Here is a 16490-nt window from a genome sequence, read left to right on the forward strand (position 1 = left end):
GCATCGCTCGCCGTGAGGACGGTTGTGCCCGGCCCGTCGACCACCTTGCTCCGCTACCGGCCCGAGGCCGCGCGGACCGCCCGCCTGCTAGTGCGGGGAAAGCTGGGCGAATGGGGCCGGGGCGACCTCGCGGACGCCGCCGAGGTCGTCGTCTCGGAGCTAGTCTCCAACGCCCTGAGGACCGGTTGCCAGACCTTCATGCTGGTGGCCGTCCGCCGCACTGCCGCAGGTGGGGTCCGCATCCTCGTCCGCGACGGCTCCTGCGAACTGCCCGTGCTGATAGCGGCCGGCGACGACGAGGAGTGCCACCGCGGCCTCGCCCTAGTCGACAAGCTCACCGGCCACCAATGGGGCACCACGCTCCATCCCCGGGGCAAGACCGTCCACGCGGACCTCTCCGCCTCCTGACGGCTCCGGGCGCCCGGTCAACCCGGCCCAGCGGTCGACCCCCACACCGGCCCGTCGCGCTCCGTGATTCGGCAACCACCTTTCGCTGTTTCCCTGTTCGATTCGTGAGGAGAATCCGTGGAACGAACCACGCCGACCGTCGGCCCGCCCGGGAGGCTCGGGCAGCCCACCGTCCGGGACACCTGGCAGGCGCTCGCCGACGCACTGCACGTCCAGCGGGCGCACCTGCACCTGGAGCAGTGGCGCAAGGCCGCCGCGCTTCCGGCCGGCCAACTCGCCCTGCCCGCCGAGCTGGACCCCGCCGACCTGGTGTCGCGCCCCGCCCTCGTCGTCCCGGTGGACGACATCCTGATCCGGGCGGCCGGCCTGCAACCGTGGATCACCGTGCCGCAGCAGCTTGGCCTCCACCGCGTCGCCGCCGGAGGGCTCACCAGCGCGGTGGACGAGGTCGCCTGGCTGCTGGCCGAAGGCCTCGACGGTGCAACGGAAGCCGCTGTTCACGGAGCGAGTCGTGCCAGTGCCTGGTGGGTCGGAGTGTTCGCCGTAATCCACCACGAGAGCGGTCGCACCGCCACCTTGCCGATGCTGCAGAACGCCGCCCGTGCCGTTGCCCTCGGCAGCACAATCCGCGTCCTGCGCGCGGCCCTGCGGCACCAGGGCGAAGAAGACCGGGAGTTGCGGGCCGCATACTGCCGGGCCGTCGCCGAGAGCGTGGTGCTGGAACCGACGCTGCCGGACCTGCTGCAGGAGATCGGCGGGATGCGGCTGACCGACCTGGTGACCACCTCGGTCCCGTGGCGCGGCCAGTTCACCAAGTACCAGTCGGGCACCGGAGCGGGGCAGGTGGAGTAGGCAATGGACCGATTTCCCTTCATCGTGATCGAGGGCCTGGACGGCAGCGGCAAGACCACACTCCGCAAGGGCCTGTACCGGCTGCTGGAAGACCTGTACGGGGTGACGCCGCTGGCGGTCCTCACCACGAACTGGCTCGATCCCTACGTGGCTGCGGACCTGGCGGAGGGCAAGTACACGCCCACCCCCACTAACCGGGACCGCTACCTGGCGGCGCTCGCCGCCGACAAGCGGGCCACCGTCGAGATCCTGATCACCCCCTCCCTCCCAGTGCGGCCAGTGATCGCTGACCGGTGGCTGCTGTCGGAACTCGCGTTCTTCCACGTCAAGCACGGCCAGGACCCCCAGCTCACCTACGCGGAACTCGCCGCCGAGATCGACCCGGTCCCGGACCTGACGCTGATCCTGGACGCCGCGACCAGTACCTCCATGGAGCGCGCCGCCTCTCGCGCCGCCGGCGACTCGGTGCGAGAGGACTGGGACGTCGACCACGTGCAGACCACCGTCCGCGACACCTACCGGGCGATCACCGCCGACCCGGCTGGCTTCCCGAAGATCGGCCCAACGTTGCGGATCGATGCCTCCCAGTCCCGGGCCGCTGTGCTCGCGGACGCCTGGACCGCGCTGCTGGAGCGCGGCCTGACCCCCGACCTAGCAGGGAGCCCCCGATGAGCACCGCCATATCCCCGCTCGCCCCGGCCGGCCGCCGCTTGCGCGCCGCCCTCGCCGCCGGTGAGGGGCTTCCGGTGCAGGCGATCGGTGCGGTTAACGCGATCGCCGCCCGCGTCGCCGTCGAGACCGGATTCGACGCGTTGTGGGTGTCGGGCCTGGAGGTCTCCGCGGCCTCCGGGCTCCCCGACGAGAACGTGCTCGGCTCCCGGGACCTGGCCGACGTCGTCACCTCCCTTCGCCGCGTCACGGACCTGCCGGTGATCGTGGACGTGGACAACGCCGGTGGTACCGGGCCGTCGGCCGCCCGGTACGGCTTCGACCTCCAGGCCGCCGGCGCCGCCGCCCTGTGCCTGGAGGACTCCCGCTACCCCAAGTGCAACTCCTTCTCCGAGCACCGCGCCCAGCAGCTCGCGGACACCGAGGTGGTGTGCGAGCAGATCAAGGAGGTGCGGGCCGCCGCCCCCGGCCTGCTGCTGATCGCCCGCACCGAGACGCTGATCTGCGGCGGCAGCATCGCCGACGCACTGACCCGCGCCGAGCTGTTCGAGGCGGCCGGCGCGGACGCGGTCCTCGTGCACAGCAAGGACGCCACCGGCCGCCAGGCGCTGGAAGTCGGCAACCGGTGGACCGGGGCGCCGCTGGCCACCGTCCCCACCGCCTTCCCGCACCTCGACCACCAGGCCCTCGGTGACGCCGGGTTCCGCCTGGCGATCTACGCCAATCAGCTCTCCCGTGCCGCGCTGGCCGCGATGCGCGGGGCCGCCGGAGAGTTCCGCACCACCGGCGTGTTCGAGAACCGCCGGCTCGCCGACGTCCAGGACCTGATGCGCGTCGGCGACCCCGACGCCCGCGCCGCCCTGTGACCGGCACGACCTCCTGTCCCTACGTCCCTGCCCGGAGGCACCAGTTGAGCGAACTGCCCAGCATCAGCGTGTCCGTGAAAGCCGCCATCGTCCACGACGGCAAGATCCTGCTGCTGTCCTACGACGACAGCGCCGACGGCGGCTGTTTCCACTACAACCTGCCCGGCGGCAAGGCGATCGAGGGCGAGCCGCTGCGGGACGCGGTCGTCCGCAAGGTTCTCCAGGAGACCGGCCTCACCGTGCGCACCGTGCGTCAGATGTTCGTCGTCGAGTACGTGCCCGGCCGCTTCGGCAAGGACCTCGGACCCCAGCACAAGACCCAGCACAACTTCCTCGCCGAGATCACCGACGGCCGCACCGAACCCCGGTTCTCCGACCCGCGCGACCCGGACCAGGTCGGCTTCGAATGGGTGCCGCTGGAGGAACTCACCGACAAGGTGCTGATCCCGCAGGTCGCCCCTGCGGTCCTCGCCGGCCTCGCGGACAGCCGCGACGTCCTCGTGGACCATGCCCAGGTGGGGCGGGGCCGGTGAGGTCGCCGACGATCCTGGTCGCCAAGGGTGCCTGCAACCCGGCTGCCCTGGTCCGCCGCATCAGCTCGCACGATGTCTACGAGTTCACCGACCTCACCGACGTCGTCGGGCCCGCGCGCCGGGCGGAGCTGATCGTCATCCGCTCCGGCACCCACCTCGGCGCCGACCAGCTCGCGGCCCTCCCGAACCTGCGGCACGTGGTGCGGGCCGGCTCCGGCCTGGACGGCATCGAGACCGCCCTCCTTACCGAGCGGGGGATCGGCCTGCACCGCAACCCCGGCGCCTCCGCCCACGCGGTCGCCGAGTGGTGCCTGACGGCTCTGCTCTCCCTCGCTCGGCGCATCCCGCTCGGCGCCCAGGGCCTCGCGGCCGGCGACCACCTCAAGGCCGCCTGCACCGGGGCGCCGCTGTCGTCGGCGAACGTCGCGATCTGGGGCGCCGGACCGGTCGGCCGGGCCGCGGCCACGTTGCTCGCCCCGTTCGTCAGCGACATCGCGTTCGCCGCCCGGCGGAGCATCACCGGCCTGCCGCAGATGCCCGCCCCAGACCTGCCGGGCTGGGCGGACGCCCACGTCGTCGCGCTGCCCGCCACCGCCGAGAACACCGCCCTGTTCAACACCGCGTTCCTCGACGCGGCCTCCGGCCGGGCACCCCTGCTCGTCGTCGCCGGCCGCCTGGCCACCATCGACACCGGCGCGTGCCTGGAGGCGCTGGCCGACGGGCGCCTGTCGGGCTTGGCCGTAGACCCCGTCGAGGCAACCGACGCCCACCTCTTCCGGACCGGGCCGAAGCCGCTGAACCTGCTGGTCACCCCGCACATCGGCGCCCAGCGCCGCGACGTGCGCCGCGTGCTGGACGACTGGGTCACCGACACCGCCCACGCTCTCCTTCGACGGCCCGCACCCGGGAGCGCGGCCGAGCTCGTGGATGCCAGGGTGCGGGCGGCCCGCCAGGTCGCCGCGCAGCTCGCCGAGGAGTACCCCGGCTCGCCGGTGTGGATGACCGGGCCCGTGGCCTGCGGCCTCGCCCACGCCCGCAGCGACGTCGACCTGCGCGTCCTGATCCCGGACGGCCCCGTCCCGGTGCTGCAGTCCCGCATCGTCGACGACATCCGTGTCGACCTGGAAGCCCAAGCGGCGACCGAGGTGGACGAACTTCGTTGCCTGCTGCGGAAGTTCCACATCCTCGCCGACGACGTCGACCTGTTCCGCACCGTCCGCCGCCGCCTCGCGGCCCTGACCGTGCTGGCCACCGCCCGCACCCTGCCAGGCGGCGAACAGCCGGTCCTCGACCAGGCCGAGCAGGACGTCTACCGCAAGTGGGCGCTCGCCGACCGCATCCAGCACGCGATCAGCCTGGCCGAAGACCTCGATGGCCTGTCCCGGGCCGGGATGACCGACGCCGCCGAACTGGTCGCCATGCAGCTGCAGACCGCCGTCCAGCAGGCCGAGAACACCGCCGCCGGCCACCCGCTGCTGGGCGACAAGTGGACCCCCGTCCTCGCCGCAGCCGCGACGCCGCCACCGCCCGCCGGACCGGTCGGCCAGGCCCTCCGCCAGGCCAGGGTCCGGCTGCTCGCCGCCCTCCTTGAGGTGTGGCCGGAGACCGCCGAACCGGACGGTGCGGTGCCCGTGCTCTGGCTGGAGCCCGGCTGGCTGCCCCAGCGCTACAGCGACGGCTGGCGGATCAAGCGCGCCGACACCACCATCCGCCTCACCCCCGGCCAACTCGCCGCGTGGCAGCAGGCCATCCACCCCTGACCTGGCCCCGCCCAACCCCTTCTTCCTGGGAGGCACCCGATGCACCCCACCACCGCGGTCGAGCAGATCACTCACCTGTACCGAACGCTGGAGACCTCCGACGACGACGCCGTCTCGGTGATCCTCAAGGTCCGCGGCGAGACCTGCGACATCGACTGCCTGCACTGCTACGAGAAACGCAAGGAAGCCCCCGGCGGCCGGGTCATCAGCGCCGACCAGGTCCACGTCCTCCCGAAGGTCTTCCCCGGCCGACCGCTCGCCGTCGAACTCCATGGCGGGGAACCGCTGACCGCCGGCAAGGAGCACATCGCGGGCCTGCTGAAGGCCCTCGCCGCGACCCCGCAGGTCAAGCGGGTATCCCTGCAGACCAACGGCGTCCAGCTCGACAACGAATGGCTCGACCTCTTCGACGCGTACTACCCGGAGTTGGAGATCGGGATCTCCCTGGACGGCGACGCGGAGGGCAACCGGTGGCGCGTCGGCTACGACGGCGAGCCCACCTACCCGGCCGTCATCAAGGCCCTCGCCCTGCTGGCCGAGCGCGGCCGCCGCTGCGGGATCATCACCACCGTCACCCCCGCCGTCCTCGGCCGCCCGGCCGAGGTCCTGGACCGCCTGGCCGGGTTCGACGCGGTCACCTCAGTCAGCTTCGTGCCGTGCTTCGACACCGCGATCACCCGCCCCACCCCCCACACCGGCCGGCGCCGCCCGGCCAGCCGCACCCTGCAGCGCGCCGCCCTCACCCGGGCGGGCGGCCCGGCCTGGGCGATCACCCCCGACCAGTACACCGACTTCGTCCTCGCCGCCACCGCCCACTGGATCACCACCGGCCTGTTCCGCCGCCTCAAGCTCTCCCCGGCCGTGCCCACCATCCGCCGCCTGCGCGGCCTCGGTGTCTCCTTCTGCCACTTCTCCGACATGAAGTGCGACCACGTCTTCACCCTCTACCCCGGCGGCCGCCTCGGCAGCTGCGACGAACTGCCCTGGCCACAGGCCCAGCTCACCGTCCTCGAACCCGCCACGAGCCCAGCCGACATCACCACCGCACAGCGCCGCTCCGACCTCCTCGGCCAAGGCCGCGGCCTCATGACCGGCTGCCTGACCTGCGACTACCGCACCACCTGCGGCGGCGGCTGCATCGCCACCCGCTGGCGCATGAACCTCGCCGGGCAGCACGACGCGTACTGCGACCACCGGATACGGCTCATCGACGGCACCGCCGCCCTCCTCGCCAACCCCCAGCACCCCGACGGCGCCCGGTGCCGCACCGCCCACTGGCGGCCCACCCCCGTCAACCGGATGCGCGATGTCCAGGGCTTCCTCGCCACCTGGGACAACCCGGCCGCCAGCCGCCAGCAGGCGGAGCTCCGCACCAGCGACTTCGGCAACATCAACACCGTCGGCCTGCCCGGCACCCAGCCGGCCGACGACCTCGACCCCGCCCACCCCCAGTGGGCCGACGCGATCGAGCCCGGCATCAAACCCCTCGTCTACCACCTCACCAGCCGCTGGAACCTCGTCACCTACGACAGCTGCGAAGGCCACCACTACGACCAGCCCGGCCGGAAGAACCAGACCAGGGAAGTCGGCATCCTCCCGCGAGGCAGCGCCGAATACGCCGCCACCGCGGCCGCCCTGTGCCGGGCCGCCCAACGGTGCGAGCGGGCGATGCCGTCCGCCGTTCGGCTCCTGATCGCCCGCAACAACCTGACCTGCGAGAACACCGGCCGCACCCACCCGGTCCTCGACCTGCGACTGCTGCCCGCCACCGGCACCACTGCCACCGCCTACTTCGCCGCCCTCGACCAGGCCACCGAGCTCCTGGCGGCCGCCCTCGAAGCCGAGAGGCCCGACGGCGAGACCGGCTGCGGCTGCCCGGCCTGGGCCGGCACCCTCCCCGAGCCCCTTCCGGCCGCGTGAGCCCGGCAACGCGGGCGAGAGGCCCCCCGAACCCCCGCCGAACACCCAGTGCAACCCCAACCAGCCAGTACAGAAAGGAAATCAACGATGGGCGACAGCTGGGCCAAGGACTTCCTCGACATTGTGGACGAGCTCCGCGAGGACGACGGCTCCATCCGCTTCACCGCGCACTCCTCCCGCGAGGGCGCCGACGACTGGCCGACCGAGCCGACCGTCCACGCCTGACAGCGAAACGGCGGGTGCCCGTCCCACCGGGCACCCGCCGGGGGCCGGGGCCCCCCCCCCCCCGCCCCCCCCCCCCCCCCCCCCCACCCCGGGGGGGGCCCCCCCCCCCGGCCCCCCCCCCGGGGCCAGGGCCCACCCGCCCTGGCCCCACCCCACCCCACGCGAAGGAGACTGCGATGGACCTCAGCACTGTCTTCCACATGCCCGCGATCCACACCCACCACCAGGCCAGGACCGAGCGTATCCACCAAGCCATCGGCCGCGGCACCGGCCGCACCATCACGGCACCCGCGCAGGCGCAGGCCGCCGCGTACGCGCTCGCCCACCACATCCTCGAAGGCGCCGAACACGCCGCCCGCAACAGTGACCAGGACACCTTCGCCTGGTACGCCGAGCACCCCGACGCCGGAGCCGCCCACCTCACCGAGGCCGCCGGCCCGCTGACCGTCGAGCCCGGCGAGGACGGGTTGCTCACCTCCGGCATCTCCGACACCCCGTACTACGTTCTCGGCCCCACCACCCAGGCCGCCCCCGAGCACCTGCCCAAGCTCACCCGGGAAGCGGCCGACCTTGCCGCCGACCACGGCTTCGGCGACCTGGTCGCCGACCACGCCCCCGTCGTCGTCCTTCTCGATGGCAAGTCCCTCGGCAGCCCGCTGCGGAGCTGGACCATCAGCCGCATGCCCGGCACCGTCGTCCTCGACTACGTCCCCGACAACCCCGTCATGGTCGGACGCGACCTCGTCCACGAAGCGGGCCACAACTGGCTCAACGACGCGCTCACCGCCACCAGGTGCGAGATCGACAACACCCAGACTTTCTACTCCCCGTGGAAGAAGACCAAGCGCCCGGCGTACGGCTTCATCCACGGTTGCTGGTCCTTCTCCCTCGTTTCCCTGTACGTCGCCGCCGTCCTGCCTACCATCAGCGGCGAGACTCACAACTTCCTCGCCACCTACCTCGACCGGCAGCGCGACCAGCTCCGCACCGTTGCAGGCGACCACGAAACCGCTTTGCAGACCATCAGCGACGCGCCCCTGCAGGCCCGGCTGCGGGCCGTTTACCGGCACGCTCTCGCGTTGTGAACGCTGGCCGGTCAGTCCCGGTGCTTGGAAGCGTGGGGGCTACCGGTCTGTACTGTGATGTTCTGTCAGGGGTGACATTCAACAAGGACAGGTCCGCCGCGCCGGTACCTGCGAGCCCGGAGGCTCCCTACCTCGCGCCGGCCCACTTGCCGGGGGCTCCACGTGACTGGGCGTGCCCCAAACAGGCGACCTCCGGCGCGGGTGCAGCCGGACGCAGATTCATGAACAACCGGAGGCTCCATGGCCGAGAAGGTCACCAAGGAAAAGGTGCTGGTCTACGTCGTACGGGACGACCGGCTCCTGGTCTTCCGTCACACCGACTACAGCTATGAGGAAGTCGGGATCCAGGTCCCAGCGGGCAGCATTCGTCCGGGGGAGACACCGGAGGATGCCGCCCTGCGCGAGGCCAGCGAGGAGACCGGCCTGAGCGGCTTCAAGATCGTGCGCTCTCTCGGCGAAACCGAGTACGACATGACCCCGTACCGGGCCGAGGTCCAGCACAGGCACGTCTTCCACTTGGAACTCACCGAGCCCACCCCGGAGCGCTGGGCTAGCCAGGAGGGCCACGATGGCGAACAGGAGCCCACCCACTTCGAGTGCTTCTGGATCCCGCTGCAGGCTGCACATGTCCTCCAGTCCGGCCAGGGCGCCCTACTGGGGCGCCTGTTCGACTAGCCACAGGCGACCCTCGCGCCCCTTCACGCAGGAGAACCGGACGTGATCAAGGCCGCTCGAACTGGGCTTCAGGTCAAGGGCCTTGTGTGTGCTACGTTCCGTAGTCCAATCGAACACAGGTGACCCCGGCGGTGCGCTAACACCCCGGGGTCCGGCAACAGGAGATGCGACTCCCGATGCAGGTACATCGTAGCGCCCACGCGCGCAACTTCACCGTGCTGCCCAATTCGATCCTTCAGGACCGGCGGCTGAGCCTGGCCGCCCGGGGCCTTCTCGGCGACCTTCTGTCCCGGCCCAAGACCTGGCGGGAAGACGCCCGGCAGATGGCCGACTCGGGCCCCGACAGCCGGGCGGCGGTCCGCAAGGCGCTGAAGGAGCTGATCGAGGCCGGCTACTACGTGGTTCGCAAGATCCGCGGGGCCGACGGGCGGATTCGTAGCGAGGCGCACGTCTACGACACCCCGCAGCTCCCTGGCCTGAAGGCCGCCGAGGAACTGCTGGAGGCGGCAAAGCCGCAGGTGGAGCCGAGTGTGGCGCGCCCGGCGTCCGGTGTACCGGACTCCGGGGGTGCTGGCGTCCTTGTACTAAAGGAACTGGAGAAAGAACCCTCCCTCCCCGCCCGTGGCGACGAAGGTGACCGGAAGCCTTCCGCGTCGCCAGCGCGGCGCCCGGAGGCGGAGGGCGGGAGGGCGACGGCTTCGATCGAGGACCTGAAGGGACCGATGCAGGCGGCGGCCCTGGCCTTGTACCGGGTGCTGAAGGACGAGCCGCGTCTGCGGCTCGGTGAGGCGGAGGTGGTGGAGCTGGCGCCGCTGGTGGGGCGCTGGCTGGCGGTGGGCTGCGGTCCGGCGGAGCTGGCCGCCGCGCTGCTGCCGGGGCTGCCGGGGCAGATCTTCTCCCCGGCGGCGGTGGTACGCGACCGGCTCCTTCGCAAGATGCCGCCCCCGCCCCGCAGGGCGGAGCCGTCGGCGCCCGTGCGCGAGCACGAGTGCGACAACTGCCAGGCCCCGATGCGCAGGCCGGGGCTGTGCGGGCCGTGCTCGGGACGCTCCGGCCCCGTTGTCGCCGGGATCGGCAGCGGCGAGCCGTACACGGCGGCCGGTGCGGCGCGGGCGCGGGCTGCGATGCGTGCGCGGCGGCAGCCGACCACGGTGTGACAGCGGGTGCGCCGAGAGTGGCGTCGGCCGTCCCCTCCCCTCGAAGGGACGGCCGACACGGCTCGGCGCGGCTAGAGGACGGCGGAGACCGGGGTAGCGGTCAGGTCGCTGATGTCCTTGGCGGCCCGCAGGGTGTGGTGGATCAGCGGGCGCAGGTCTTCCGGCATCGTGCTGGTGGGCTTGAGCAGCAGGACGGAGCCCATGACCTGGGAGCGCCAGAACACGGGGGCCGCGACGCTGTCCCAGCCCGCCATGCACTCCTGGCGGCCGATGGCGTAGCCGCGTTCGCGGATGACGAGCAGGGAGTCGGCCAGCGCCCGGTTGTCCCTGATCACGCCGGGGCCCGCGGTGGGGGGTACCTCCTCCGCGAGGACCTGGTCGCGGGCGTCCTGCGGCAGATGAGCGAGGATCGCCCGGCCGGAGGCTCCGGTGCGCAGCGACCGGGAGACCGAGACGACGTCCTCCGCCGTCATGCCGACCTCTGCCGGGTCCATGCCGCCGATCTCGTAGTCGGTACACAGGCGCTTCGCGCCGCCGAACGCCGACAGGACGTAGAGGAGGGCGAGGCCCCCGGTGGCCTGGTGGAGCCGGACGAGGTAGGTGTGCGTGCCTGTGGCTCCCGGGAGGCGGTTCATGGCTTGGACGCCGGCGCGGGCGGTACCGGTGCCGAGCCGGTACATCCCTCTGCCGACCTGCTCGAAGATGTGCTTGTCGACGCCGTCCTGCAGGATGCGGTGGGTGGTGGCCTCGGGCAGCTTGGCCAGCCGGGCGATGTCCCGCAGTGCGTGGACGTCGCCCGGCAGCTGGGCGAGCGCCTGCTGGACCACGTAGGCGCGGGCGGCGAGGGAGCCGGACTTCGCGGGTTGTGCACTGCCCTGACGCTGCGCGGGAACGCGGTCCTCGCGTGCGGTGCTGATGGTCATGTGTGTAGTTCCCCAGGGAGGATCGTCGCGCCCTGTCAGGGGCGCGACTACAACGGTTGCCCGGCCTGCTCGGTGGGGGCCGGCGAGGAGTGGGTGACCCCGGGGTCAGTTGCGGACGTTGAGGACGACCTTGCCGGAGGTCAGGCGGGCGGCGAGGTCGGTGTGCGCCTGGCGTGCCTGGCCGAGCTTGTAGACGGGGCCCGGCAGCGGCTTGAGCCAGCCCTCCTGGACGGCGTCGAACAGCGCGGTCATCGACTCGTTGATGTGGGTGCGCGAGGGGTAGAGGGAAGGCAGCCAGAAGCCCGTGACCGACTTGCTTTGGCCGACGAGCTGCGTGATCGGGACGAGCCCCTCGACGCCGGTGACCGCGCCGAAGACGGACATCCGGCCGCGGGGGGTGAGGGCGTTGAGCGTGGCGTAGAAGACGTCGCCACCGGTCATCTCCAGGGCGGCGGTGACCTGGCCGCCGGCGGCCTCCACGATCCGCTCGGCGAGGTTCTCCGTGGTGGAGGAGTCGACGACGGCGTCGGCGCCGAGGCCGAGGGCGATCCGGCGCTTGTCCTCGGTGCCGGCCATGGCGACGACCTTCGCCCCGGTGCGCTTGGCGAGCTGCACGGCGAGCGAGCCGACGCCGCCTGCTGCGGCGGGCACCAGCAGGGTGTCCTCGGCGGTCAGCTTGAGGTCCGTGTGCAGGAGGTGCCAGGCCGTGTTGCCCTGGAGCATTAGCGCGACGGCGTCGTGGTCGCTGACGCCGTCGGGGACCTCGAAGGTCAGCTTCCGGTGCGCCGCGACGACCTCGGCGTAGCCGCCGCCCTTGCCGAGGGCCACGTAGCGCCGGCCGTCCTCGGCCTCGCCGAGGACCTCGTTGCCCGGGACGAACGGGCAGGGCATCGGCGCGGGGTAGGTGCCCTCCCGCAGGTGGATATCGGCGAAGTTCACTCCGGCGAGGATGGTGCGCAGCCGCAGCCGGCCCGGCCGGATCTCGGGCTCGGGCATCTCGCACAGCTCCAGGACCTCGGGGCCGCCGAATTCCTTCACAGCAATCGCACGCATTGTTTAATCCTGGACATTCGAAGTTGGTATTCATGCGAACCCGGGGGGCTCGGCTATGGAATATACCGGCCGCCGAATCGACGACTTCGATTTTGCATATAGGGGTCTCCGGGCGTCGAATCGATCAAGATCCCTTACCCAGTGTTCTGCGTCACGTTACTCAGAGTTGCAGAAGTCGGAGTGTTGCTCACCGTGAGGATTGCAGGTGGAGGTATGCGCATGGGCTGCGCGGCCCCTTGCGGAGGGTAATTCCAGCTGGCAATCCAAGATCATTTTCCAGCCTCTGGAAAACCGGTCGTGCTACCCGCGTAGATTCCGCGAATTCGTTGACCGGTATCCAGGTGGCTACCTATTGTCGTCCCCGGCGGTGCAGACCTGCGCCGCATTTTTGACGGGGGGTCACATTTCGATGGCGGGCCAATATATATGGCCGGTTCCGGCGTGGGTCGCTCCGCAGGTCATCGACCGCCCGGCGGCGGCTGTCACGGTGGGTGAAAACCTGCGCAAGGTGCGGCCTGTACGAACAGTGACATCGCCCGCCGCCGTCGCCCGCCGCCGCGATCTCGGCGGCGGTCGGTGGTGACTCAGGGCGGCGACCCTGACTGAGCCCCGAGGGTTGGGGCGGAAACGACGACGGCGCCCGGAGCGGGAAACTCCGAGCGCCTGTCGTAACACCGTGTGAGTTGTTCGACACAACCCGCAGGCGGCCTGCCTTTGGACGAGCCCGGCCAGCCTGCTACCACACAGAAGGTAGTGAACCATGCTTGCGCTTCTGCGTACAGGCGGACCGGCACAGGGTCGGCCCACCGCGCACCGCCCCCCAGTCCTGGACCGGCTGTCGGAAGGCACCCGGCACGCCGTCACGGACAGTCTCCGACGGGTCGCCCCGGATGCCCGCATCGTGCGGATCTCGGTGTCCGAGCCTCACGATCTGTGGTTGGCCCGGGCCTACGACCGCGCCCACACGTCCGTCGGACTGCCGCTCGCGGTCGAGGAGGCGGTGGCCAGCTGGGTCGCCCGAGACCTCCCCTCCCTGGACTGGCGCCACCAGCACGACGTCGACCTCGCCACCGGAACCGTGGTCCCGGCCGGCGCGCTCGCGAAGGCGGCGTGATGGCGGTCCAGGACGGGCGCATCCGCACCCACAAGCCCGAGATGTCCCGGGACGCCAAGCTCGCGGAGGTCTCCCTCAGCGCCGAGCGGACATTCATGTACATGCTCAACTACGTCGACGACAACGGCCGGATCATCGACGACGCCGGAATCGTCCGCGGGCTCATCTGGAAGAGGAAGAAGAGCTGGGACGGCGGAGTCCACACTGCCGAGCGCGTCGAGGAGGACCTGAGCCAGCTCGCCGAAGTCGGCCTCGTCTGCCGCTACCTCAACCCCGCTGACGACGGCGAGGAACTCCTCCACATCGTCACCTTCAACAAGCACCAGAAGATCGACCGCCCCAGCCAGAGCAGACTGGCCCCCTGCCCGCTCCACCAGACCCAGGAAGCCGCACTCGACCGGCCGGCCCCCGCCGCCCGCACCCGCAGGAAGGCCGCCACCGACCGCCACCCCGAGCACCTCTCCACCCAAGTCCCCGGCACCGGGAACCAGGACACCGCCGGACACACGGAGAGCGCCGAAGAGCAGACCCCGCACCCTTCGACGACACCCTCGACGACACCCTCCACGAACGGATCCAGGATCACGGATCCTGGATCACCCCCTCCGGGGGGCGGCTACGCCGCGCCCACCCAGGACTGCGCGGTGGAGGAACCGGACGCCGAGCGCGTCGCCGCGATGCACCCGCACACCACCGGTGCCAACGCCCTGGTCGCCGAGTACGTCCGTACCTGCCCGCAGCCGCCCAGCCCGCGCTTCCGCAGTCACCTCGGGCGAGAGGTGCAGCAGCTCCTTGCCTCTGGCTACAGCCAGGAGCAGGTCCGGGCGGGTCTGCGGCTGCTGGCCCACAAGCCCATGAACCCCTCCGCGCTGGAGGGCTTCGTCCAGGAAGCGCTCACCCCCGGCCGCCCCCGCAGCGCCGGCGCGCCGTACCGGGCGTGGACCAACCCGACCGGCGGGGCCTCCGCCTACACCGGGGAGCTGTGATGGCCGGCCGCGACCGCGAACCGCGCCGTGCCGGCACCGGCCTGCAGGGCATCGTCGACCGCTTTGCGCGCCTCGGTGTCGATCCGGCCGTGATCGGCGTGCCCGAGCGTGCCGCTGCCCCGCGGCCCAACCGGGACGCCCTGGAGCTGGCTGCCTCGCGGATCCCGCCCCGCTTCCACGACGCCGCCGCCGACGACCCGCAGGTCCTTGCTTGGGTCGAGCACGTCAAGCAGGCCGCCCGTCGCGGCCCCGAGGGGCAGCTCGGCATCGCCCGAGCCTCCTCGCTGCTGCTGCTCGGCGAGACCGGCACCGGCAAGACCCACCAGGCCTACGGCGCGATCCGCTCGCTGCTCGGAGCCGGCGTCCGGCTGCGCTGGCAGGCGGTCACCTCGGTCAGCCTGTACGGCATGATGCGTCCGCGCCCCGGCGCGGACGCCGAACGCGAGATGCGCGACCTGGAGCGCACCCCGCTGCTGCTCGTGGACGACCTCGGCGCCGGCCGAGCCTCGGAGTTCACCGAGGAGACGACCTACCGGTTGATCAACCACCGGTACGAGCAGCAGCTGCCGACCATCATCACGAGCAACATCACCCCTGCCGAACTGGCCGCCCTGCTCGGCGACCGCACGGCCAGCCGCCTGCGCCAGATGTGCCACAAGGCCGTCCTCGCCGGACCCGACCGGCGACGCGCCCCCCTCTTCTGATCCCCGTACACCCAGCGCTCCCGCGCGAGGCCGGCCGAGCCGCCCCCGGGATCCGCCATGCCCGCCCGCCGATACGGCGGCGCGACCGGAGACCTGCCCCGAATGAACACGACCACCGCTGTTGCGGCCGACCTCGACGCCGCCTACACCGTCCCCGACCGCCCGGACCCCCGCTGGCGCCTGAAGGCCGAGTGCGCCGACATCCCCAACCCCGACATCTTCTTCGCCCCGCCCCGCATCGCCGGCCACCGCCAGGCCCTCGCCCTGTGCCGGCAGTGCCCCGTCCGCAGCGAGTGCCTCCAGGACGCTGTCGAGTGCGGCGTTCGCGACGGCATCCGTGGAGGCCACACCGAAGACCAGCTCGACGAGATCGTCACCTACCACGAGGACCGCCGACTCGACCTCGACCGTGTCCGCGCCACCCTCACCAGCACCCAGCGCCCGCGCCTGTCCGAACGCGAGAAGCGCGCCGTCGTCCGCGTCGCCATCGAGGCCGGCATCCCGCTCGCCGTCTGGTCCGAAGCACTGGGCATCGGCTACAAAGCCGCGGCCAAGCGCCGCAGCCGGGCCAACACCCAGCTGGAGAGCATCCCCGCCTCGATGCGCCACCAGGAGATCGCACTGTCGAAGCAACTGCGCACGATCCCCACGATGCGCCTGGTGGTGGCCGCGTGATCAACCGCCGACCCCGGGTATCCCCCTGGGATGTCGCGGCGATCGGGGTACTCGGCGCCTTCGGCTTCGCCCTGTCCTACGACGCTCTCCAGCAGATGGCACAGGCGATCCATGTCCGGGGACAGCTCTCCTACTTGTTCCCGGTGGTTGTCGACGGCTTCATCGGCTACGGCGTCCGCGCGCTGGTCATCCTGCGGGAAGCACCCTGGACCGCTCGCGCCTACACCTGGGCGCTGTTCTCCAGCGCCACCGGCACCAGCGTGTGGGCCAACGCCGCCCACGCCGTCCGCCTGAACCAACAGGCCGCCGTACACGCGGACACGCTGCAGCTTGGCGACTCCGCCGTCGGAGCCCTGAGCACCATCGCGCCACTCGCACTGGCCGGCGCCGTCCACCTCGGGATCATCGTCACCCGCCACGGCACCACCACGCCCGAACCCGCAGACCAACCCACCCCGTGGGCCGCAGTAGGCCCCACCGCCGACACGGGCACCCATCCCGTCTCCGCGCCGACCGACCCCGTCGACACTGCAGAGAGCACGCGGCCGCAGGCCGTCACCCGGACCGCCCGAGCGGAACTGGAGTCCGCTCCCAAACCGACGCCAGCGCCGAGGTCCGCCGAGGACAAGCTCCGTGCGCACCGCAAGGGCACACGGCTGCGCGAGCGCATCGCGACACGGATCCTCCGACGCATCGACCGGGATGGTCCGGGCGTGGACGGTCCGGGCTCTCGGTCCGGCGGTCCGGGTGAGGGCGGTCCGGGCTCTCGGTCCGGCGGTCCGGGCGTGGGCGGTCCGGGCTCTCGGTCCGGCGGTCCGGGCGTGGGCGGTCCGGGCTCTCGGTCCGGCGGTCCGGGCGTGGGCGGTCCGGGCTCTCGGTCCGGCG

18 protein-coding genes are annotated in these 16490 nt (G+C 71.8%); 16 read left to right on the forward strand and 2 right to left on the reverse strand.

Translation table 11 applies throughout. The annotated features are described in order from the left end of the window. The first annotated feature begins 12 nt into the window (after positions 1-12). The 11 genes from ACIOFR_RS27660 (at position 13) to ACIOFR_RS27710 (ending at position 10150) form a co-directional block, all read left to right on the forward strand. On the forward strand, positions 13-408 hold the full coding sequence (locus ACIOFR_RS27660) for an ATP-binding protein (RefSeq protein WP_401001820.1): 396 nt from the start codon (positions 13-15) through the stop codon (positions 406-408). Positions 409-525: 117 nt separating this feature from the next. Further along, the gene (locus tag ACIOFR_RS27665) at positions 526-1260 is read left to right on the forward strand and encodes a hypothetical protein (RefSeq protein ID WP_401001822.1); all 735 of its coding nucleotides are present in this window, start codon (positions 526-528) and stop codon (positions 1258-1260) included. 3 nt (positions 1261-1263) lie between these two features. Further along, positions 1264-1932 (forward strand): dTMP kinase, encoded by a 669-nt coding sequence (locus ACIOFR_RS27670; protein WP_401001823.1) that lies wholly within the window; start codon positions 1264-1266, stop codon positions 1930-1932. Beyond that, entirely contained in the window at positions 1929-2795 is an 867-nt protein-coding gene (locus ACIOFR_RS27675) for an isocitrate lyase/phosphoenolpyruvate mutase family protein (RefSeq protein WP_401001825.1), read from the forward strand. Before ACIOFR_RS27670 ends, ACIOFR_RS27675 begins: the two co-directional genes overlap by 4 nt. Before the next feature lie 44 nt (positions 2796-2839). Beyond that, on the forward strand, positions 2840-3328 hold the full coding sequence (locus ACIOFR_RS27680; protein WP_401001826.1) for an NUDIX domain-containing protein: 489 nt from the start codon (positions 2840-2842) through the stop codon (positions 3326-3328). Next, on the forward strand, positions 3325-5088 hold the full coding sequence (locus tag ACIOFR_RS27685; protein WP_401001827.1) for an NAD(P)-dependent oxidoreductase: 1764 nt from the start codon (positions 3325-3327) through the stop codon (positions 5086-5088). Before ACIOFR_RS27680 ends, ACIOFR_RS27685 begins: the two co-directional genes overlap by 4 nt. A 39-nt stretch (positions 5089-5127) precedes the next feature. Next, positions 5128-7008 carry a radical SAM protein gene (locus ACIOFR_RS27690; protein WP_401001828.1) on the forward strand — a complete coding sequence of 627 codons (1881 nt, stop codon included), beginning with the start codon at positions 5128-5130 and terminating at the stop codon, positions 7006-7008. An 87-nt stretch (positions 7009-7095) separates the two neighbouring features. Beyond that, positions 7096-7233: a hypothetical protein gene (locus tag ACIOFR_RS27695; RefSeq protein ID WP_401001829.1), complete on the forward strand. Its 138-nt coding sequence runs from the start codon at positions 7096-7098 to the stop codon at positions 7231-7233. A 176-nt stretch (positions 7234-7409) separates the two neighbouring features. Continuing rightward, a complete protein-coding gene (locus tag ACIOFR_RS27700; RefSeq protein ID WP_401001830.1) occupies positions 7410-8318 on the forward strand; it encodes an aKG-HExxH-type peptide beta-hydroxylase in 909 nt (302 codons plus the stop codon). 240 nt (positions 8319-8558) lie between these two features. Then, positions 8559-8993 (forward strand): NUDIX domain-containing protein, encoded by a 435-nt coding sequence (locus ACIOFR_RS27705; protein ID WP_401001831.1) that lies wholly within the window; start codon positions 8559-8561, stop codon positions 8991-8993. Positions 8994-9157: 164 nt separating this feature from the next. Continuing rightward, on the forward strand, positions 9158-10150 hold the full coding sequence (locus ACIOFR_RS27710) for a hypothetical protein (protein ID WP_401001832.1): 993 nt from the start codon (positions 9158-9160) through the stop codon (positions 10148-10150). Between the two features lie 71 nt (positions 10151-10221). Here ACIOFR_RS27710 and ACIOFR_RS27715 read toward each other — a convergent pair whose 3' ends face one another. Continuing rightward, positions 10222-11073, reverse strand: a complete 852-nt coding sequence (locus ACIOFR_RS27715; protein ID WP_401001833.1) for an IclR family transcriptional regulator — start codon at positions 11071-11073, stop codon at positions 10222-10224. Between the two features lie 105 nt (positions 11074-11178). Then, positions 11179-12126 (reverse strand): zinc-binding alcohol dehydrogenase family protein, encoded by a 948-nt coding sequence (locus tag ACIOFR_RS27720; protein ID WP_401001834.1) that lies wholly within the window; start codon positions 12124-12126, stop codon positions 11179-11181. Positions 12127-13039: 913 nt separating this feature from the next. Here ACIOFR_RS27720 and ACIOFR_RS27725 point away from each other — a divergent pair. The 5 genes from ACIOFR_RS27725 to ACIOFR_RS27745 form a co-directional block, all read left to right on the forward strand. Next, the gene (locus ACIOFR_RS27725; RefSeq protein WP_401001836.1) at positions 13040-13240 is read left to right on the forward strand and encodes a hypothetical protein; all 201 of its coding nucleotides are present in this window, start codon (positions 13040-13042) and stop codon (positions 13238-13240) included. Continuing rightward, entirely contained in the window at positions 13240-14226 is a 987-nt protein-coding gene (locus ACIOFR_RS27730; protein WP_401001837.1) for a hypothetical protein, read from the forward strand. The genes ACIOFR_RS27725 and ACIOFR_RS27730 overlap by 1 nt, the downstream gene beginning before the upstream one ends. Beyond that, positions 14226-14930, forward strand: coding sequence for an ATP-binding protein (locus ACIOFR_RS27735; RefSeq protein WP_360012944.1), 705 nt, complete (start codon positions 14226-14228; stop codon positions 14928-14930). Before ACIOFR_RS27730 ends, ACIOFR_RS27735 begins: the two co-directional genes overlap by 1 nt. A 102-nt stretch (positions 14931-15032) precedes the next feature. Beyond that, complete coding sequence (locus ACIOFR_RS27740) at positions 15033-15605, forward strand: WhiB family transcriptional regulator (protein ID WP_401001838.1); 573 nt, start codon at positions 15033-15035, stop codon at positions 15603-15605. Continuing rightward, on the forward strand, positions 15602-16490 hold an 889-nt coding region (locus tag ACIOFR_RS27745; RefSeq protein ID WP_401001839.1), incomplete at its 3' end, for a DUF2637 domain-containing protein. The genes ACIOFR_RS27740 and ACIOFR_RS27745, both read left to right, overlap by 4 nt.

The sequence above is a fragment of the Kitasatospora sp. NPDC088346 genome, assembly GCF_044740765.1.
Classification (GTDB): Bacteria; Actinomycetota; Actinomycetes; order Streptomycetales; family Streptomycetaceae; genus Kitasatospora.